This is a genomic window from Azospira sp. APE16 (genome assembly GCF_047901315.1).
Taxonomy (GTDB): domain Bacteria; phylum Pseudomonadota; class Gammaproteobacteria; order Burkholderiales; family Rhodocyclaceae; genus Azospira; species Azospira oryzae.
The window spans coordinates 3106279-3126050 of the sequence record NZ_CP179682.1 but is presented as its reverse complement, the minus strand read 5'-3'; the positions used below and the strand labels follow the sequence as shown (position 1 = coordinate 3126050).

General features: G+C 65.5%; 19 protein-coding genes. 6 read left to right on the top strand and 13 right to left on the bottom strand.

The genetic code is table 11. The features are described from left to right. Positions 1–5: 5 nt before the first annotated feature. The 12 genes from ACLSSQ_RS14830 to paaK (ACLSSQ_RS14775) all read right to left on the bottom strand — a co-directional run bounded on the left by ACLSSQ_RS14830 (position 6) and on the right by paaK (ACLSSQ_RS14775) (position 11974). Positions 6–992, bottom strand: a complete 987-nt coding sequence (locus tag ACLSSQ_RS14830) for a GGDEF domain-containing protein (RefSeq protein WP_130460132.1) — start codon at positions 990–992, stop codon at positions 6–8. Further along, positions 992–1609, bottom strand: coding sequence for a chemotaxis protein CheC (locus tag ACLSSQ_RS14825; protein ID WP_014236527.1), 618 nt, complete (start codon positions 1607–1609; stop codon positions 992–994). The genes ACLSSQ_RS14830 and ACLSSQ_RS14825 overlap by 1 nt, the downstream gene beginning before the upstream one ends. A 43-nt stretch (positions 1610–1652) precedes the next feature. Beyond that, positions 1653–2780, bottom strand: a complete 1128-nt coding sequence (locus ACLSSQ_RS14820; protein WP_014236528.1) for a protein-glutamate methylesterase/protein-glutamine glutaminase — start codon at positions 2778–2780, stop codon at positions 1653–1655. A gap of 8 nt (positions 2781–2788) precedes the next feature. Continuing rightward, positions 2789–3286 (bottom strand): chemotaxis protein CheD, encoded by a 498-nt coding sequence (locus ACLSSQ_RS14815; protein WP_014236529.1) that lies wholly within the window; start codon positions 3284–3286, stop codon positions 2789–2791. After that, positions 3286–4098, bottom strand: coding sequence for a CheR family methyltransferase (locus ACLSSQ_RS14810; protein WP_014236530.1), 813 nt, complete (start codon positions 4096–4098; stop codon positions 3286–3288). Before ACLSSQ_RS14810 ends, ACLSSQ_RS14815 begins: the two co-directional genes overlap by 1 nt. Then, on the bottom strand, positions 4098–4655 hold the full coding sequence (locus ACLSSQ_RS14805; RefSeq protein ID WP_014236531.1) for a chemotaxis protein CheW: 558 nt from the start codon (positions 4653–4655) through the stop codon (positions 4098–4100). The genes ACLSSQ_RS14810 and ACLSSQ_RS14805 overlap by 1 nt, the downstream gene beginning before the upstream one ends. 12 nt (positions 4656–4667) lie before the next feature. Then, positions 4668–6290: a methyl-accepting chemotaxis protein gene (locus ACLSSQ_RS14800; protein WP_130460130.1), complete on the bottom strand. Its 1623-nt coding sequence runs from the start codon at positions 6288–6290 to the stop codon at positions 4668–4670. Positions 6291–6308: 18 nt separating this feature from the next. Then, complete coding sequence (locus ACLSSQ_RS14795) at positions 6309–8543, bottom strand: chemotaxis protein CheA (protein ID WP_416243120.1); 2235 nt, start codon at positions 8541–8543, stop codon at positions 6309–6311. 9 nt (positions 8544–8552) lie between these two features. Next, entirely contained in the window at positions 8553–8861 is a 309-nt protein-coding gene (locus tag ACLSSQ_RS14790; RefSeq protein ID WP_014236534.1) for an STAS domain-containing protein, read from the bottom strand. A 9-nt stretch (positions 8862–8870) separates the two neighbouring features. After that, positions 8871–10142, bottom strand: coding sequence for a methyl-accepting chemotaxis protein (locus tag ACLSSQ_RS14785; RefSeq protein WP_014236535.1), 1272 nt, complete (start codon positions 10140–10142; stop codon positions 8871–8873). A gap of 4 nt (positions 10143–10146) precedes the next feature. Next, positions 10147–10512 carry a response regulator gene (locus ACLSSQ_RS14780; protein ID WP_014236536.1) on the bottom strand — a complete coding sequence of 122 codons (366 nt, stop codon included), beginning with the start codon at positions 10510–10512 and terminating at the stop codon, positions 10147–10149. 157 nt (positions 10513–10669) lie between these two features. Beyond that, positions 10670–11974, bottom strand: a complete 1305-nt coding sequence (paaK, locus tag ACLSSQ_RS14775) for a phenylacetate--CoA ligase PaaK (RefSeq protein ID WP_416243119.1) — start codon at positions 11972–11974, stop codon at positions 10670–10672. A 154-nt stretch (positions 11975–12128) separates the two neighbouring features. Between paaK (ACLSSQ_RS14775) and ACLSSQ_RS14770 the strand changes: the two genes are divergently transcribed. After that, entirely contained in the window at positions 12129–13493 is a 1365-nt protein-coding gene (locus ACLSSQ_RS14770) for an MATE family efflux transporter (protein ID WP_416243118.1), read from the top strand. Between the two features lie 98 nt (positions 13494–13591). Here the strand turns inward: ACLSSQ_RS14770 and paaK (ACLSSQ_RS14765) are convergent, their stop codons facing one another. Next, entirely contained in the window at positions 13592–14908 is a 1317-nt protein-coding gene (gene paaK, locus ACLSSQ_RS14765; protein ID WP_130460126.1) for a phenylacetate--CoA ligase PaaK, read from the bottom strand. 233 nt (positions 14909–15141) lie between these two features. On the opposite strand from paaK (ACLSSQ_RS14765), the gene ACLSSQ_RS14760 reads away from it, so the two are divergent. The 5 genes from ACLSSQ_RS14760 to ACLSSQ_RS14740 all read left to right on the top strand — a co-directional run bounded on the left by ACLSSQ_RS14760 (position 15142) and on the right by ACLSSQ_RS14740 (position 19700). Beyond that, entirely contained in the window at positions 15142–15693 is a 552-nt protein-coding gene (locus ACLSSQ_RS14760) for a DUF2889 domain-containing protein (RefSeq protein ID WP_014236540.1), read from the top strand. Positions 15694–15744: 51 nt separating this feature from the next. Next, positions 15745–16905 carry an ADP-forming succinate--CoA ligase subunit beta gene (gene sucC / locus ACLSSQ_RS14755; RefSeq protein WP_014236541.1) on the top strand — a complete coding sequence of 387 codons (1161 nt, stop codon included), beginning with the start codon at positions 15745–15747 and terminating at the stop codon, positions 16903–16905. Positions 16906–16916: 11 nt separating this feature from the next. Beyond that, positions 16917–17813 carry a succinate--CoA ligase subunit alpha gene (gene sucD, locus ACLSSQ_RS14750; RefSeq protein WP_014236542.1) on the top strand — a complete coding sequence of 299 codons (897 nt, stop codon included), beginning with the start codon at positions 16917–16919 and terminating at the stop codon, positions 17811–17813. 211 nt (positions 17814–18024) lie between these two features. Further along, complete coding sequence (locus ACLSSQ_RS14745) at positions 18025–18726, top strand: TerC family protein (RefSeq protein ID WP_014236543.1); 702 nt, start codon at positions 18025–18027, stop codon at positions 18724–18726. A gap of 2 nt (positions 18727–18728) precedes the next feature. Continuing rightward, entirely contained in the window at positions 18729–19700 is a 972-nt protein-coding gene (locus ACLSSQ_RS14740) for an ornithine cyclodeaminase family protein (protein WP_416243117.1), read from the top strand. The last annotated feature ends 72 nt before the right edge of the window (positions 19701–19772 follow it).

The window sequence follows — 19772 nt, the reverse complement described above, 5'->3', positions numbered from 1 at the left end:
CGGTCCTACATCAGCTTTTCGGGCTGGACCGTGAGGTCCAGGGCGTCGGCACTGACCACCCGGTTGCGGCCCTGGCGTTTGGCCTGGTAGAGGGCGATGTCGGCGCCGCGCAGCAGGTCCTGGGCCCGGTCATTGCGCTGGGGCGTGTGGGTGGCGACGCCGACGCTGATGCTGAGATGGCTGGCGGCGTGGGAGTTGGCGTGGGGAATGCCCAGCCGGCTGATTTCCTGCTGCAGGCTGCTGGCCAGCTTGCAGGCGGCGCCGTGGCTGGCGCCCGGCAGCACCACCGCAAACTCCTCGCCGCCGTAGCGGGCGACGAAGTCACCGCCCCGCTGCAGGCAGCGGCGCAGGGTGTTGGCGACCACGGTGAGGCAGGTGTCGCCGGCCTGGTGGCCGTAGCAGTCGTTGTATTCCTTGAAGTAATCGATATCCAGCATGAGCACCGAAATGTCGCTGCCGTGGCGCTGGGCCCGCTGGAATTCCTCCTGGAAGCGGGCATCGAAGCTGCGCCGGTTGGCAACGCCGGTGAGGCCGTCGATGTTGGAGAGGGCCTGCAGCTGCTGGGCCTGTTCCCGCAACTGCTGTTCCCGCCTTACCGCCGCGGTGACGTCCTGGATCTGGATCAGGCAGTGGATATGGCCGGATTCCCGGGCCAGGGGGGCGATGGTGATGGCCTGCTCGATGGGGTGGGCGTCGTTGTGCAGATGATCCTGCAGGGGAAAGGGCCGCCGGTTCAGGGTCTGGGACAGGATGGCCGGCAACTGCTGCTGCAGGGCGGTCTGCACGGCGTGGGCGAGGCGGCTGTTGGCCAGGTGGGGGAATACTTCTTCCAGGCGGCGCCCCTGGATTTCCTGGGCGCTGACGCCGGAACGCTCCGCCAGCCAGCGGTTCCACAATTGCACCTTGCCCTCGGCGTCGATCAGGATCAGGCCTTCATTGACCGTGTGGGCCAGCTCCAGCAGGAGCGGTGCCGCCAGATGCGGATGTCCCATCAGCGTCCCCCCATGGCCTGGGCGATGTAGCTGTCCACCTCGGCCACCAGGTTGGCGATGGAATCGACGCTGAGGAGGAAGGCCACATAGCCCTGGATCTCGTGCTGTTCCAGGGTCAGGTCGATGTGCAGCAGGAGCACCGCTTCGTCGTTGCCCTGGATCTGGCCGCCCAGCACCTCGTCCGGGCTGCCCAGGTGATAGGTGGGCAGGGTGCTGTTGAGGGGGCGGCGGAAGAGGTTGGCCAGGGTGCCGACGCAGGCGTTGAGCAGGATGTTGCCGATCTCGCTCATGGCCTCCTGTTCCAGCTCGGTCAGCTCCTTCAGGGAGAGGCTGTCGCCCACCATGCGGCGGACGATTTCCAGGCCCTTTTCCTCGGGGAAGATGAGGAAGCCCTGGGCGTCGAAGGCGCCGGAGAATCGCTGGGCCACGGCGCAGATCTTGTCGCTGTGGCGGAAACTGAACTGCTGCATGGCCTCGTGCCGCGGGATCAGCTGCAGGGTCAGCACCGACAGCTTGACCTCCTCATTGACCATGCTGGCCAGGCTGGCTGCGGCCTGGCCGACGCCGATATTGAAGGCTTCCACCAGGGCGTCGCGCTGCAGCTCGTTCAGTTCCATGTCTCGGGTTTCGCTAGGGCAGGGAAGGAACCATTATAAATGGTCAGCCGCGGCCAGCCGCGACAATGGCTTCCGGGATGCGGTTGAGGGGCAGCACGGTGCGCGCCGCCCCCAGCTTGATGGCTTCCTTGGGCATGCCGAAGACGACACAGGTGGATTCGTCCTCCGCCACCGTGTCGGCCCCTGCATCCACCATTTCCTTGAGGCCCCGGGCGCCGTCGTCGCCCATGCCGGTCATGATGATGCCCAGGGCGTTGCGTCCGGCAAACTTGGCGCAGGAGCGGAACAGCACGTCTACCGAGGGGCGGTGGCGGTTCACCAGGGGGCCGTCCACCACTTCCACGGTGTACTGGGCGCCGCTGCGGGTCAGCATCATGTGCTTGCCGCCGGGGGCGATGAGGGCCCGGCCCGGGATCACCCGGTCGCCGTGCTTGGCTTCCCGCACCTCGATCTGGCACAGGCCGTTGAGGCGCTCGGCGAACATGGCGGTGAATTTCTCCGGCATGTGCTGGACGATGACGATGCCCGGGCAGACGGCCGGCAGCTTGGTCAGCACGGCTTCCAGGGCCTGGGTTCCGCCGGTGGAAGTGCCGATGGCGATGATCTTGTCGGTGGTCTTGACCATGGAGGCTCCGCTGCCCAGGCCGCCGGCGGAGATGACCGCGTCGGCGGACAACTTGGGGGCGATGTTGAGGCCCTTGGCCACATTGGCGATGCGCTCGGCGTGGGAGGAGGTGCCGCTGGCCGTGGAGGTGATGATCTTGCGCACATTGGCGCGGGAGGCGGCCTTGACGGCGCCGAGCAGGTCGGACGATGCGTCTTCGAGGAACTGCTTGAGGCCCATCTTGGGCTTGGTGATGATGCCCACCGCTCCCGCCGCCAGGGCGTTCATGGAGGCTTCGGCCCCCTTCTCCGCCAGGGAGGAGCAGATCACCACCGGCGTCGGCCGCTCGGCCATGATCTTCTTGAGGAAGGTGAGGCCGTCCATGCGAGGCATCTCGATGTCCAGGACGATCACGTCCGGCCATTCCCGCTTCATGTGCTCCATGGCGAAGAGGGGGTCGGAGGCGGCGCCCAGCACCTTGATGCTCGGGTCGGTTTCCAGCGTTTGCTTGACGACCTGCCGCACCACGGCGGAATCGTCCACGATCATGACTTTGATGAGGCTCATAGGCTTCCCTAGTTCTTATTGGTCCCGGCTTCGCGAAATACCAGCCAGGCGTCTCCACTCCAGATGTCGAAGACCAGCTTGCGATGGCCGGCGCCTCCGAGGTGTTCGGCAACGACGGCGATTTTTCGTTCCGCCAGAAGCCGGTGCGCAACCTCTATATTACGCTGACCTATTTGTATGCCGGCATGGTTTTCCCGGCCGGGGAACATATTGCCTCCCCCGAATATCTTGGCCCGGTAGTCCTGGGGGCGGGTGCCGGCCCGGCCGATGGCCCGGTCGAACAGGCCCATGGCCTCCGTGGCGTAGCGGCCGTCCAGCTCCTGGCCGGCCGCGGGCTGGCCCCGTTCCGGCAGGATGAAGTGGCACATGCCGCCGAGCTTCCTTTCCGGATGCCACAGGGCAATGGAAACGCAGGAACCGAGCAGGGTCCGGATGCGGGTGTGGCCGCCGGCGAAGTGGAAATCCCCCGGATTGAGGAACACCTCCTGGACGGAGTCGGCAGGCATCAGGGTTTTTCGTAGATGGTGGGCCGCAGACACTTCAGCCGGTCGGTGATGCCGTTGAGGCTTTCCGAGTGACCGACGATGAAGGTGCCGCCCGGCTTGAGGCGGGTGATGAGGTTCTCCACCACCTTGCGCTTGGTTTCCATGTCGAAATAGATCATGACGTTACGCAGGAAAATAACGTCGAAGGGCCCCAGGTCTGGCGCCGGCTTGGTCAGGTTGACCTGGAGGAAGCGCACCCGCTCCCGCAGCTCCTTGGCCACCAGCAGGGTTCCCTCCTGGGAGCGGACGCCCTTCAGGCAGTATTTCTTCAGGTACTGGGGCGGGATGCCCTCGGTCCGTTCCAGCGGGTAATGGCCGGCCTGGGCCTTGGCCAGGACCACGGTGGAGATGTCCGAGCCGACCACCTGCCAGGGCCGGTTGCCCAGGTGCTCGGCCAGGACCATGGCCAGGGTGTAGGGCTCTTCACCGCTGGAGCAGGCGGCGCTCCAGATGTTGAAGGGCACGCCGGGCTTGGCCTTGTGCGGCAGGATTTCCTGGGCCAGGTAGTCGAAGTGCTTGGGTTCGCGGAAGAAGTAGGTCTCGTTGGTGGTCAGCAGGTCCACCATGGTCTGCAACTCCCGGCTTTCCTGGGGCGAAGTGACCAGCTGGTAATACTGGGCGAAGGTGCTGAGGCCGTAGTGCTTGAGCCGGCGGGAAAGGCGCCCCACCAGGAGCACCTTTTTCGCGTCGGAAAGCTGAATGCCGGCGATCTGGTAGATCAGGTCCCGGAAGCGGCCGAACTCCTGATCGGAGATGCCCGAAGGGCCGTCCATCAGGCTGCGCTGGGTTCGGCTGCGGGAGTGCTGCCGCCCAGGTCCGCCAGGAAGGTCATTTCCTCCAGGGACAGGACCCGGTCCACATTGAGGATGATGACGAACTTGCCGGCCACCTTGCCCATGCCGAGGATGAAGTCGGCCCGGATCTTGGCGCCGAAGGCGGGCGGCGGTTCGATATCGGTGGCCGGGATTTCCAGCACCTCGTTCACGCAGTCCACCACCACGCCGATGTCCTGGCGGGTTTCGCTGCCTTCGGACATCTGCACCATCTCCACGATGACGATGCAGGTGCGGCGGCCGATGGCCGCCGGGGTGCCGCCGAAGCGGGCCACCAGGTCGATTACCGGCACCACGGCGCCGCGCAGGTTGATCACCCCGCGGATGAAGCCCGGCATCATGGGAATCTCGGTGAGGCTGCCGTACTCGATGATTTCCTTGATGTTGAGGATGCCCAGGGCGAAGATTTCCCCGCCCAGGGTGAAGGTCAGGTACTGGCGGGACTCATCGCCGGTCTTGGCCGGGGTCGATCCGGCCTGGGGAACGAGGTTGCCCATGGCTATGCCTCCTCAGAAGCGCTCGAAATCGTGTTCGTCAGGGGCGGCCGTGGCCACGGGGCGGACCGGCTGGCTCTTCACCGCGCTGCGGGCGGTCTGGGCCGGACGGGCGCTGTAGGCCACCGCGGTGCGGCCTTCCTCGACCCGGAAGAACTGCATCAGGCCCTGCAGCTGTTCGGCCTGGCCGCCCATTTCCTCGGCGGTCGCCGCCAGCTCTTCGGAGGCGGAGGCGTTCTGCTGGGTGGCCTGGTTCAGCTGGTTCATGGCCTGGTTGATCTGGGCGATGCCGCCGGACTGCTCTGCGGAGGCGGAGGCGATTTCCTGCACCAGGTCGGAGGTCTTGCGGATGGTGGGCACCATGTTGTCCAGCAGGCCGCCGGCCTTTTCCGCCAGCTTGACGGAGGAGTCGGCCAGTTCGCCGATCTCCTGGGCCGCCACCTGGGAGCGTTCGGCCAGCTTGCGCACTTCTGCGGCCACCACGGCGAAGCCCTTGCCGTGCTCGCCGGCCCGGGCGGCCTCGATGGCAGCGTTGAGGGCCAGCAGGTTGGTCTGGTAGGCGATGTCGTCGATGATGCCGATCTTGCCGGCGATCTGCTTCATGGCCACCACCGTGTCCTTCACCGCCGTGCCGCCTTCGTTGGCTTCATTGGCGGCCTTGGCGGCCATGTTGTCGGTGACCTTGGCGTTCTCAGTGTTCTGGTTGATGGAGGCGGTAGATTCTTCCAGGGTGGAGGTGATTTCTTCCACGGAAGCGGCCTGCTCGCTGGAGGACTGGGAGAGGGACTGGGCCGTGGCGGACACCTGCTCGGAAGCGGAGGAGAGGTTGTCGGCAGCGCCGCGCACTTCGCCGATGATCTGGGCCAGCTTGGCCACCATGGCCTGCATGGCGGCGAGCAGCTGGCCGGTTTCATCCTTGCTGGAGGCGTCGATGCGCACGGTCAGGTCGCCTTCGGAGAGCTTGTTGGCGACGCCCACGGCCTGGTTCAGCGGGGTGGTGATGCTGCGGGTGATGAAGACGCCGAGGACGATGGCCAGCAGGCCGGCAATGATGCCCACGGTGATGATCTGGTTGCGGGTGGCCACCACCAGTTCGTCGGCGGACTTGCCGGTAGCCTCCATGGACTTGGTTTCCAGCTCGATCAGCTTTTCCAGGGTCTTGATGTAGTCGTTGAAGGACTTGCGCATGTCGCCCAGCAGGAGGGCGGTGCCTTCTTCCCGGGCGCCGTCATTGGCCAGCTTGATGACCTTGACCAGGTGGTCCCGGTAGGGGCCGCGGGCGGCGTTGATTTCTGCCAGGACGGCCTTTTCCTCGTCATTCATGGGCATCTTGGAGATGGCGTCGAGCTCTTCGCTCATGCGCTTGCTCATGTCGGGCAGGCGGTCGGCCTCGCGCTTGATGTCATCGGCCTTGGTCAGCAACAGCATGTTGCGCACCACGCGGGCATTGGCATTGAGGATGTCGATGATCACGTTGGCCTTGACCACCTTGGGGAAGCGGTCCTTGACGATGACGTTGAGCTCGTCGTTGATGGCGTTGGCCTTGGTGACGGAGAGCACGGCCACCCCGGTGAGGAGCAGGACGAGGATGGCAAAGGCAATACCGAGACGGGTGCCGATACGCAAGTTGGCGATCATCTGATTCTCCTGAAATTATTAAACTTGGCTGATGCGGGGTGTATTGACGGACGACGGGGCGGCCAGGCTGCGCTCTTCCCTGCCGATGGCGATCTGGGCCAGGGCCTGGACGTCCAGGATCAGGGCCACGTCGCCGCTGCCCAGGATGGTGGAGCCGCCGATGCCGCGCAGGTGGCGGAACAGCTGGCCGAGGGGCTTGATGACGGTCTGGAATTCGCCCAGCAGGGTATCGACCACGATCCCCGCCTTCTGGCCGGCTGCCTTGACCACCACCACGTTCTCGCGCTTGGGCGGCTCGCCGGGAAGTTCGAAGAGATCCCGCAGGCGGATGAAGGGCAGCACCTCGCCCCGCAGGTTGAGATAGTTGCGCTCGCCGCTGCTGGTGGCGTGGGCCTGGAGCTCCAGGCATTCCACCACCATGTCCAGGGGGATGACGTAGGAGGCCCGGTCGGCCCCCACCAGGAAGCCGTCGATGATGGCCAGGGTCAGGGGCAGGCGGATGGAGAAGCGGGTGCCATGGCCTTCCTCGGAATGCACCTCGACCCGGCCCCGCAGGCCCTGGATGTTGCGCTTGACCACGTCCATGCCGACGCCGCGGCCGGAGAGGTTGGAGACCTTGTCCACCGTGGAGAAGCCGGGTTCGAAGATGAGGTTGGCGATTTCCTGGTCGGAAAGATGGACGCCGGCCTGGACCAGGCCCTTTTCCACGGCCTTCTTGAGAATCTTGTCCCGGTTGAGGCCGCCGCCGTCGTCGGCTACGTCGATGACGATGCTGCCCGAATCGTGGTAGGCGTTGAGGGAGAGCCGGCCCCGGGGCGACTTGCCCTTGGCCTGGCGTACCTCGGCGGACTCGATGCCGTGGTCCATGGCGTTGCGCACCAGGTGCATCAGGGGGTCGCCGATTTTTTCGACCACCGACTTGTCCAGTTCGGTCTCGCCGCCGGCAATGGTCAGCTCGATGTCCTTGCCCAGTTCCTTGGAAACGTCACGCACCACCCGCTGGAAGCGGTTGAAGGTTTCGCCGATCTGCACCATGCGCAGCTGCAGGGCGGAATCGCGGATCTGTTCCACCAGCCGGTTGAGCAGGGAGGTGGCTTCGTTGAGGTCAGACAGGCCGGCGCGGCTGGCCAGCAGGTTGGTGCTGGCCCCTGCAATCACCAGTTCGCCCACCAGGTCGATGAGGCGGTCCAGCTTGTCAGCCTGGATGCGGATCAGGCGCGCTTCGGCGGCCTTCTTCTCCGACACCTGTTTCTGCTTGATGACGGCGGCTTCCACCAGCTCGGGCTGCACCACCTTCTGTTCGATGAGGATTTCACCCAGGGGCGGGGGCGGCGAGGCCTCCTCGCCGCCTTCCTCCGGCGGCACCGCATGCTGCTGCTTGAGGCCGTCGTCCAGCTCGGCCTGGGTCAGGGCGCCGATCTTCACCAGGATCTCGCCCAGGCGCATGGTGTTTTCCGGCAGGGCCTGCAGCAGGGCGATGTAGTCCGCCAGCTTGCTGTTGGGCGGCAGGATGTGCAGGGTGCATTCGTCGCGCACGAAGTCGAAGACGGCCTCGATGGCGGCCTTGTCCGCGTCGCTCTTGAACTTGATCTCGAAACCCAGGTAGCAGGCTTCCGGGTCCATCTCCTCGGCGCTGGGCATGGCATCGGGAATGGTCTCGATGTGCACGATCTGGCCCAGGGTGGAGAGGTAGCGCAGGAAGGAAATGGGGTCCATGCCGTTGCGCAGGACGCCGGCGCCGAAGCGCAGGGAGATGTGCCAGAAATCCGTTTCCACCAGGCCGCCGCCGGAAGCCTGGACGTCGTCCACCTTCTCCACCGGGGGGCGGTTGGGCTGCACGCTGGCCGCCGGGGCCTCTTCCTTGGCATCGAGCCAGTCGCGCTGCAGGCGGGAGAGCAGGGAATCGCCCTCGGCCCGCAGGTCCTCGTCGGGTTCGGCGGCGCCGGCCTCCAGCACGGAGAGCAGGTTGCCGATGTGGTCGCAGCAGCCCAGGAGCACGGCCACCAGGTCGCTGCTGACCTTGATGTCGCCGTTGCGCAGCTTGTCCAGGGCGTTTTCCGCCACGTGGGTGAAGGCGACGATGAAGTTGCACTCGATGACGCCGGCGCCGCCCTTGATGGTGTGGGCCGGGCGGAACACGGCGTTGATCAGGTCGCTGTCTTCCGGATTGGCCTCCAGCTGCAGCAGGGCCTCCTCCATGGCGGCCAGCTGTTCCCGGCTCTCGGTGACGAATACGGTGGTCAGTTCGTCCATGATTCCTCCTCAGCCCTGTTCCCGGGCCGGGATGACCAGGGGGTCGCCGAAGAAGGCGGCCATGTTGAAGAAGTCCAGCAATTCCCGCACGGCGGGGCTATGGGCGACGATGCGGGCGGTCTTGTTCTGCAGCGCGGCTTCCCGCTTGGTCAGCAGGAGCAGCTGGAAGCCTGCGGTATCGACCTCGCCGACGTGGGACAGGTCGATTTCCAGGTCGCGGCACTGGCCCAGGGCTTCCATGAAGGCGGCCTTCTGGGTCAGGGCGTTGTAGATGGTCAGGTCATCCAGGATGGTGACGCGATGGGTGCCGGTGCTCACGAGTCCCCCTTAGAAGAGCTCCACCTGGGGCAGGTCCGGCTCGCCGCCGGGGGCGGACTGGTGCAGGGCCTGCTTGTGGGTGGTGCGTTGCTGTTTCATCACATAGCGGCTGTACAGCTGGTCCAGGTGCTCGGACAAAGGCTGGTACTGGAAATTGGGGTTTTCTGCCTGGCGCAGGCGTTCGGACAGGGTGGCGGCGTGCTGCTGCAGTCGGGACAGGGCTTCGATGGTGGTTTCGATCTGCTGCCGGGTGACGTCCTGGAACTGCACGCTGGCCACCGCATCCATGAACATGGCCGCCAGTTCCTGGCTGCTGCTCTGGACGGTGGCGATCACCGTGCTCTGGTGCTGCATGACCTGCTCGTAGCTATGGCCCAGGGTGGTGAGCTGGGTGGCGAACTGCTGCAGGGCGGCCCGCTCCCGGTCCAGGTTGGAGTGGGAGAGCTTGTCCTGGAATTGCTGTTCGATGGTGCTGGCGACGCCGACGATGCCCTGGTTGATCTGGGTCACCGCCGCCTCGGTTTCGCTGGAGAGCTTGCGCACCTCGTCGGCCACCACGGCAAAGCCGCGGCCCGCCTCGCCGGCCCGGGCCGCCTCGATGGCGGCGTTGAGGGCCAGCAGGTTGGTCTGGCTGGCGATGCCCTTGATCAGCTTGGTCAGGGATTCCAGGGAACGGGCCTCGGCCACCACCTGGGCCACCCGTTGCTGGTCGGTCTGGGCTTCCTGGATGCGGTTTTCGATGTAGAGGCCCATCTCGACGATGAGCTTCTGGTTGTCGGCGATGCGGCTTTCCGACTCGTTGACCATCTGGCTCGACTCGGTGGAACTGGTGCTGACGAACTCGTTGAGGTGGGTCACCACCCCGTCCACCGCCTGCAGTCGCTCCGTGATCTGGTAGGCCGCCTCTTCGGTGGCCTGGATGACGCTGTGCAGCTGGCCCTGCAGCACCTCGTTGAAGGCCGGCACGGCCGCCAGTTCTTCCGCCACCTCTTCGGCCACGGCCTGGTAGTTGGTGTTGGTGCTGGCGAAGACCTCCTGGTTGCGCGCCAGGCCGAACATCATGTCCCGGTAGAAGGCGATGGAAACCAGGCGTTGGGCCAGGTAGGCGACGACGACGATGATCACCGTGCCGATGGCGTCGCCCAGGGGCTGGGCAACGTCGAAGGAATTCAGGAAGTCGCTATGGAACCAGTCGTGCAGGAAGTAGACCATGAGGCCTGCTCCGATGGCGACGATGGCGAATACCAGGGAGGCCCGCCGTAGCAACAGTCCGAAGTCCATGGGCTTAGCGCAGTACCAGTTTGATGGTGTTGAGGAGCTGGTCGGCGGTGGCCGGCTTGACGATCCAGCCGGAGGCCCCTGCCGCCTTGGCTTCAGCCCGCTTTTCCTGCTGCGACTCGGTGGTCAGGAACAGGATGGGCATGAACTTGTAATTGGGCAGCTTGCGCACTTCGCGGATGAACTGGATGCCGTTCATGCCGGGCATGTTGAGGTCGGTGATGAGCAGGTCCACCTTCACCCCGGCCTGGAACTTCTTCATTCCCTCTTCCGCATTTCCAGCCTTTTCAACAGCATAGCCTGCCTTGGCGAGGATGTTGGAGATGGATAGCAGAATGGTTGCCGAATCGTCGACAAGGAAAATGGTTTTCATGGAGCAGCTTCCCTCAAGGCGTTTTTAGCTTCGAATAATGGGGGATAGGGGCGGCAGCGGTCAATTATTTCTGATTTATATCAGAGACAAGGCCCATCTGCCGCCCAGGGCTTGCGGATGCGCCCTGGCGGGCGATCCGGGGGGCGCCGGGCGGGGCTCAGCGGGGGCGTTTGTCGATGACCCGCTTGGCCTTGCCGACGGAACGTTCGATGCCGCCGACCTCGACGATGCGCACCTGGGTGGAAATGCCGATGTAGGACTTGATGTGGTGCTGCAGCTCGTGGGCCACGTATTCCTTCTCGGCGGCGGTGGCGATGCCGAACTCCGGCTTCATTTCCACGTTCACGGTGATGCTGTCCAGATGGCCGTCCCGCGCCACTTCCAGCAGGTAATGGCCGGACAGCTTGGCCTGTTTGAGGATCAATTCCTCGATCTGGCTGGGGAACACATTAACGCCACGAATAATCAGCATGTCATCGGAGCGGCCGGTGATCTTGCCGATGCGGCGGAAACTGCGGGAGGTGGGCGCCAGCAGGCGGGTCAGGTCCCGGGTGCGGTAGCGCACCACCGGCAGGGCCTCCTTGGAGAGGGAGGTGAATACCAGCTCGCCCTGGCTGCCCTCGGGCAGGACTTCGCCGGTGTTGGGGTCGATGATTTCCGGGTAGAAGTGGTCTTCCCAGATCACCGGGCCGTCCTTGGACTCGATGCACTCGTTGGCGACGCCGGGGCCCATGACTTCGGAAAGGCCGTAGATGTCCACCGCGTCGATGCCCAGCAGGTTCTCGATCTCCTGGCGCATGCCGTCGGTCCACGGCTCGGCGCCGTGGATGCCGATGCGCAGGGAGGTGCCCCGGGGATCCATGCCCTGGCGCTTGAACTCGTCGGCGATGTTGAGCATGTAGGAGGGCGTGCACATGATGATGCGCGGCGCGAAGTCGGCGATCAGCTGCACCTGCTTTTCCGTCTGCCCGCCGGACATGGGGATGACCGTGCAGCCCAGGGCCTCGGCCCCGTAGTGGGCGCCCAGGCCGCCGGTGAACAGGCCGTAGCCGTAGGCGACGTGGATGATGTCGCCGCGGCGGCCGCCGGCGGCGTAGATGGAGCGGGCCATGAGGTGGGCCCAGGTGTCGATGTCCTTCTGGGTGTAGCCGACCACGGTGGGCTTGCCGGTGGTGCCGCTGGAGGCGTGCACCCGCACCACCTCTTCCCGGGGCGTGGCGAACATCTTGAAGGGGTAGTTGTCCCGCAGGTCCTGCTTGGTGGTGAAGGGGAATTTGCGCAGGTCGTCCAGGCTGTGGAAGTCGTCCGGATGCACGCCCTGGGCGTCGAACTTGGCCCGGTAGTGGGGCACGTTGTCGTAGGCGTGCTTCAGGGTCCAGCGCAGACGTTCCACCTGCAGTGCGGTGATTTCGTCGCGGCTGGCATTTTCGATGGCGTCGAGGCCGATCTTTGCTGCCGTCATTTTTATATAGTCCTTGTCATGGCCCCCTCCTCCCTAACGGCTGGGGCAAGTCACGCATTTTCCGGGATTTTTCCCCCCCGCTCAATGCATTTGCCACGAAGGAGGAGGGGGCGCCCCGTCGGCGGCCTGCCTTCCCTTATATACTGCGGGCGCCATGACCGCTTCCGTTCCTGCTTCCACCGCTCCCCGCCTGGGGGAGGAAATCCGCCACATTGCCCGGCACGCCTGGCCGATCCTGGTGGCCCAGCTGGCCTCCATGGGCCTGATGCTGATCGACACGGCCCTGCTCGGCCACTACGGCGCCGCCGACCTGGCGGCGGTGGCCATCGGCGGCGGCATCTACATTGCCGTCATCATGGCCTGCGCCGGCGTGCTGCAGGCGGTGGCGCCGGTGGTGGCCCACCTGCACGGCGCCGGGCGCCACGGGGAAATCGCCGCCGCCCTGCAGCAGGCCTTCTGGGTGGCCCTGGTGCTGGCCGTGCCGGCCTGCCTGCTGATGCGCTTCCCCGACCCGCTGCTGGCCATGGCCACCATGGAGCCGGCGGTGGAGGCCAAGACCCGGGCCTACCTCGACCTGCTGGCCTGGGGCCTGCCCCTGGTGCTGCTGTACCGCACCCTGTTCGCCTTCGCCAATGCCCTCGGCCATTCCCGGCCCTTCATGCTGATCAGCCTGGCGACCACCGCCCTGCACCTGCCCCTCTCCTGGTGCCTGATCCAGGGGCGCTGGGGCGGCCCGCCCCTGGGGGTGGAGGGCACCGGCTGGTCCACCCTGATCATCGTCGGGGTCGGTTTTCTCTGCGGTTTCGCTTATCTGCGGCGCTCGGCCGCCCTGGCGCCCCTGGCCCTGCTGGGGCGCTGGCACCGGCCCCAGTGGGCGCGCTTGCGGGAGCTGCTGCGCCTGGGCCTGCCCATGGGCTTTTCCAACCTGGTGGAAATCAGCGCCTTCACCCTGATCGCCCTCTTCATCGCCCGGGAAGGTGCCACCGTGGTGGCGGGGCACCGCATCGTCGCCAACCTGGCGGCCCTGCTCTACATGCTGCCCCTGGCGGTGGCCATCGCCACCCTGGCCCGGGTCGGGCGGGCGGCCGGGGCCCGGGATCAGGCCGGCATGGAGCGGGCGGTCGGCGCCGGCATGGTCCTGGCCACCGGTCTGTCGCTGCTGTTTGGGGGCTTGCTGTGGTGGGGTGCCGGGCCCCTGGTGGGAGCCGCCACGGGGGATGGCCGGGTGGCCGCGGTAGCCGTCGGCCTGGTGGGTTATCTGGCGGCCTACCAGCTGTTCGACGCGATCCAGACGGTGGCGGGTTTTTCCTTGCGGGGCTGCAAGATCACCTTCCTGCCCATGCTGATCCATACCCTCTGCTTCTGGGGTGTCGGCCTGGGGGGCGGCTGGTGGCTGGCCTACGGCAGCCCGGCCATGGGCGTGGCCGGCTACTGGGCCGCATCCGCCGCCAGCCTGGTGCTGGCGGCGGTGCTGCTGGGCGGCCTGCTGTGGCGGGTGCTGGCGGCAACCCGGGAATAGGGCGCTTCGCCGCTCCTGCCTGAAAAGGCGCGTCCCGTCTCGTTGTCAGGCAAGGCACGGCTGGCAGCGGCGTCCTGCCTGCCTTCCAGGCGATGCCGCTATTGCGGCCGCTTGTCCACCACCCGCCGGGCCTTGCCGCCGACGGCCCGTTCGATGCTGCCCACCGCCTCCACCCGCACCCGGGTGGAAATGCCGATGTAGGACTTGATGTGATGCTGCAGCTCCCGCGCCGCCTGCTCGGAGACGTGGGTGCCCGCATTGGCGAACTCGGGCTTCAGTTCCACCCGGATGTCCAGCTTGTCCAGGTGGCCTTCGCGCCACACCTCCAGCTGGTAGTGGGGCGACAGCTCGGCCTGCTTGAGGACGAATTCCTCGATCTGGCTGGGGAAGACGTTGACGCCGCGGATGATCAGCATGTCGTCGGAACGGCCGGTGATCTTGCCGATGCGGCGGAAGCTGCGGGCCGTGGGCGGCAGCAGGGTGGTCAGGTCCCGGGTGCGGTAGCGCACCACCGGCATGCCTTCCTTGGTCAGGGAGGTGAACACCAGTTCGCCGTGGGCGCCGTCGGGCAGGACTTCGCCGGTATTGGGGTCGATGATCTCCGGGTAGAAGTGGTCTTCCCAGATGGTGGGGCCGTCCCGGGATTCGATGCATTCGCTGGCGACGCCGGGGCCCATCACTTCCGACAGGCCGTAGAGGTCCATGGCGGCGATGCCAAAGCGGCGCTCGATTTCCGCCCGCATGCTTTCGCCCCAGGGCTCGGCGCCGAAGAGGCCGATGCGCAGGCTGGAGCCGGCCAGGTCGAAGCCCTGGTGCTCGCATTCGTCGGCCAGGTTGAGGGCGTAGGAGGGCGTCACCACCAGCACCGTGGGCTTGAAGTCGGCGATGAGCTGCACCTGGCGCTCGGTCTGACCGCCGGAAACGGGCACCGCCGTGGCGCCCAGGCGCTCGACGCCGTAATGGACGCCGAGGCCGCCGGTGAACAGGCCGTAGCCGTGGGCCACATGGACGATGTCCTCCGGTCCGGCGCCGGCGGCGCGCAGGGCCCGGGCCATGATGTCGGCCCAGCGGTCGATGTCGCCGGCGGTGTAGCCGACCACGGTGGGCTTGCCGGTGGTGCCGCTGGAGGCGTGCACCCGCACGATGTCGCGCATGGGCACGGCGAAAAGGCCGTAGGGGTAGTTATCCCGCAGGTCCTGTTTGCCGGTGAAGGGGAACCTGGCCAGGTCCGCCAGGGTCTTCAGGTCGTCCGGATGGACGCCGTGGGCGTCGAACTTGGCCCGGGTATGGGGCACCTTCTCGTAGGCGTGGCGCAGGGTCTGTTGCAGGCGCTTGAGCTGCAGGGCGGCGATTTCGTCCCGGCTGGCGCGGGCGATGCGTTCCCCTTCCAGGGCGGCGGCGGACTCCCGGTGCATGGTTTTCTCCCCGACTTTTTGTCGTTGTAATAATGCTGTCCGGGATTCTGGGGGCGGCGGGGCGGGGGGCGCTTAATCTGGATCAAATGGAGGCGCTGCAGGCCCGGGATTTGTATCCATAATTATGAATGCAAAACAGCGGGGCGCCTTTTTTCTTGTGTTAATATTGGCGGACTAACAATAAGATAGCGCTCCGCTGCTGTAATCCGTTGCATAAAGAATCCGGCCTCCCCATGCCACTTTCCCCTGCCCCTGTTGCCCGCCAGCGCCTGCACGTCCGCAGCATCCAGTTGTATGGCTTCAAGCGCGAGGATGGTCTGTGGGACGTGGAGGCGCGTCTGACCGACGTCAAGGATCATGATTACCCCCTTTCCTCCGGGCTGCGGCCAGCAGGAGAACCGGTGCACGATATGTGGGTACGGGTCACCATTGATCGGGAATTCAACATTCTCGCGGCGGAGACCCGGACGGACGGCATGCCCTATGTGGGACAATGCGACCGTATCAACGCGGATTACAACAGGCTGGTAGGCTTGAATCTGTTTCACGGCTTCCGCAGGGCGGTCAAGGAGCGTTTTGGCGATGTCAAAGGCTGCTCCCATCTGACCGAGCTGGTCATGGTGCTGCCGACGGCGGCGATCCAGACCTTTGCCAGTGAAATGAAAGACAACGAGGACCATGGTCACAAGCCTTATCAGCTTGACCGCTGCCATGCCCTCGAATCCACTTCGGAAGCGGTCCAGCGCTATTACCCGCGCTGGTACCGTGACCAGAAAATGGGGTAGGGGAGACACTCCTGCCTTTTGCTCGCAACTTCAACCAAGCAAGGAAAGCGCATGAAAATTCATGAATATCAGGGTAAGGAGATCCTGAGAAAGTTCGGCGTGACGACGCCGCGCGGCAAGCCTGCCTTCTCCGTCGACGAAGCTGTCAAGGTCGCCGAGGAACTGGGCGGCAAGGTGTGGGTCGTGAAGGCCCAGATTCACGCTGGTGGCCGCGGCAAGGGCGGTGGCGTGAAGGTTGCCAAGTCCCTGGATGAAGTGCGCCAATACGCCACCCAGATTCTGGGCATGCAACTGGTGACCCACCAGACCGGCCCGGAAGGCCAGAAGGTCCGCCGCCTGCTGATTGAAGAAGGCGCCGACATCAAGAAGGAATACTACCTGGCTGTCCTGACCGACCGCGCTACCCAGAAGGTCGCCGTCATGGCCTCCTCCGAAGGCGGCATGGACATCGAGGAAGTGGCCCACGCCACCCCCGAGAAGATCCTCAAGGAATTCGTTGATCCCCTGGTCGGCATCACCGACCAGCAGACCCTGAACCTGGCCCAGGGCATCGGCGTTCCCGCCGACTCCGTGGCCAAGGCCCAGGCCGAGATCAAGAAGCTGTACCAGTGCTACATGGAAACCGATGCCTCCCTGGCGGAAATCAACCCGCTGATCCTGGAAGGCAACGGCAACATCAAGGCTCTGGACGCCAAGTTCAACTTCGACTCCAACGCCCTCTTCCGTCATCCCGAAATCGTTGAATACCGCGATTTGGATGAAGAAGACGCCGACGAAATCGAAGCCTCCAAGTTCGACCTGGCCTACATCTCCCTGGACGGCAACATCGGCTGTCTGGTGAACGGTGCCGGTCTGGCCATGGCCACCATGGACACCATCAAGCTGTTCGGCGCCGAGCCGGCCAACTTCCTGGACGTGGGCGGCGGTGCCACCACCGAGAAGGTCACCGAAGCCTTCAAGATCATGCTCAAGAACCCCAAGGTCAAGGGCATCCTGGTCAACATCTTCGGCGGCATCATGAAGTGCGACACCATCGCCACCGGCGTGGTGACCGCGGCCAAGGAAGTGAACCTGTCCGTGCCGCTGGTGGTCCGCATGAAGGGCACCAACGAGGACCTGGGCAAGCAGATCCTGAAGGATTCCGGTCTGCCGATCATTTCCGCCGATACCATGGCCGAAGCGGCCCAGAAGATCGTCGACGCGGTCAAGTAAGGAGTTATTGAATGTCCATCCTGATCAACAAAGACACCAAGGTCATCACCCAGGGCATCACCGGTAAGACCGGCCAGTTCCATACGGAAAAGTGCCAGGAATACGCCAACGGCAAGAACTGCTTCGTTGCCGGCGTGAATCCCAAGAAGGCTGGCGAGAAGATTTTCGACATCCCCATCTACGCCACCGTCAAGGAAGCTGCCAAGGACACCGGCGCCACCGTTTCCGTCATCTACGTGCCGCCCGCCGGCGCTGCTGCCGCCATCTGGGAAGCTGTTGAAGCCGACCTGGACCTGGCCATCTGCATCACCGAAGGCATCCCCGTGCGGGACATGCTGGAAGTGCGCAACAAGATGAAGGAAAAGGAAGCCAAGGGCGGCAAGAAGACCCTGCTGCTGGGCCCCAACTGCCCCGGCCTGATCACCCCCGATGAAATCAAGATCGGCATCATGCCCGGTCACATCCACAAGAAGGGGCGCATCGGCGTGGTTTCCCGCTCCGGCACCCTGACCTACGAAGCCGTTGCCCAGCTGACCGAAATCGGTCTGGGCCAGTCTTCCGCCGTGGGTATCGGTGGCGACCCCATCAACGGTCTGAAGCACATCGACGTCATGAAGATGTTCAATGACGATCCGGATACCGACGCCGTCATCATGATCGGCGAAATCGGCGGTCCCGATGAAGCCGAAGCCGCCATGTGGTGCAAGGCCAACATGAAGAAGCCCATCGTCGGCTTCATCGCCGGTGTGACTGCCCCCGCGGGCAAGCGCATGGGCCATGCTGGCGCCCTGATTTCCGGTGGTGCCGACACCGCTGACGCCAAGCTCGCCATCATGGAAGAGTGCGGCTTCACCGTGACCCGCAACCCCTCCGAAATGGGCCGTCTGCTCAAGGGCCTGCTGAAGTAAGCAGCGTTCCCGGCGCAACGCCAAGGCGGGCCTTCTGGCCCGCCTTTTTCTTTTGGGCGTGCCCTGGGAGGCAGGCGGGGCGCCGCTGTTGGCGATGCCATGCCGGAAAGGGCCGTCCTTCCTGCCTGAGCGGCCCCATGCTCTGTCATCACAGACCCCGCCTGTCCGGGAAATGCCGGGCCAGGGCCCGGCCACGGTACAATCCGGCCCCATGGAACTCGACCTCACTTCTCCCGTTTTCTGGCTGGCGGTGGCCCAGATCATCGCCATCGACGTGGTGCTCTCCGGCGACAACGCCGTGGTCATCGCCCTGGCCTGTCGCAACCTTTCCCCCGAGCAGCGCAAGAAAGGCATCTTCTGGGGCGTCGCCGGCGCCGTCAGCCTGCGCGTGGTGCTGACCACCTTCGCCGCCCTGGTGATGAACCTGCCCTGGCTCAAGCTGGTGGGCGGCCTGCTGCTGCTGTGGATCGGCATCAAGCTGCTGCTGCCGGAGGACGACGACGGCCACGACATCAATGCCGCCGATCACCTGTGGGGCGCGGTGAAGACCATCATCGTCGCCGACTTCGTCATGAGCCTGGACAACGTCATCGGCGTTGCCGGCGCCTCCCACGGCAGCCTGTTCCTGCTGCTCTTCGGCCTGGCCGTGAGCATTCCCCTGATCGTCTGGTCCAGCCAGCTGATCCTCAAGCTGATGGAGCGCTGGCCGGTGGTGGTGACCCTGGGCGCCGCCCTGCTCGGCTTCGTCGCCGGCGAAATGATCGCCGCCGATCCCGGCCTGGCCCCCTGGCTGACCGGCACGCCGGCCTGGCTGCCCAAGGCCGTCGGCCTCCTCGCCGCCGTGCTGGTGGTGCTGGCCGGCAAGGTGCTGCAGGCCCGGCGCCCGGCCCCCGTCGATATTACCGTGGAGTAAGAATGGCCCTGTATCTGAGCGAAGCCGACGTCCAGTCGGTGCTGACCATGCCCATGGCCCTGGAGGCCGTGGAAACCGCCCACCGCGAACTGTCCCGGGAGGGCGCCCTGGCCGCCCAGGATACGCCCCGGGCCCGCACCCGCCTGCCCCAGACGGCCCTGCACCTGCTGCACGGCGGCCTGCCCGGGCTGGGCATCCTGGGCTACAAGGCCTATACCAGCAACCGCAGCGGCAACCGCTTCAACGTCTTTCTCTTTGACGCCGCCAGCGGTGTGCTGCAGGCCGTGGTGGCCGCCGATTACCTGGGCATGATGCGCACCGGCGCCGCCTCGGGCATCGCCGCCAAATGGCTGGCGCGGCCCGATTCCGAAGTGGCCGGCGTCTTCGGCAGCGGCTGGCAGGCCCGGGGCCATGTTGAAGCCATCTGCACCGCCCTGCCGCTGCGCCGGGTCAAGGTTTACGGCCGCAAGCGGGACAAGCTGGAGGCCTTCTGTGCCGAGATGGGCCAGCGCCTGCCCGGGGTCGAGATCGTCCCCGCCGCCGATGCGGAAGCGACGGTGCGCGGCGCCGATGTGATCGGCACCATCACCACAGCCGCCGCCCCCCTGTTCGACGCCGACTGGCTGGTGCCGGGCGTGCACATCAATGCCGCCGGTTCCAATGCCCTGATCCGCCAGGAACTGTCCGAAGCCGCCGTGCGCCGTTGCGACCTGGTGGCGGTGGATACGGTGGACACGGCCCTGAAGGAGGCCGGCGACCTGGTGCCCCTGCTGGAGAAGGGCCGCCTTTCCGCCCGTCAGCTGGTGGAACTGGGGGATGTCATCGTCGGCCGCCGTGCCGGGCGCAGTTCGTCCGAGCAGATCACCCTGTTCGAATCCCAGGGATTGGCGGTGCAGGATCTGGTGCTGGCCTCCCTGGTGCTGGCCCAGGCCCGGGCCCGGGGACTGGGCCAGGAACTGCCGTTCGGCGGCTGAAAACGCCCGTTTGTTTCTCGCCCGCCGGGGAGCGTGAATTATGGCGCGCCCGGCGCCGGCTTTCTCGGCGAG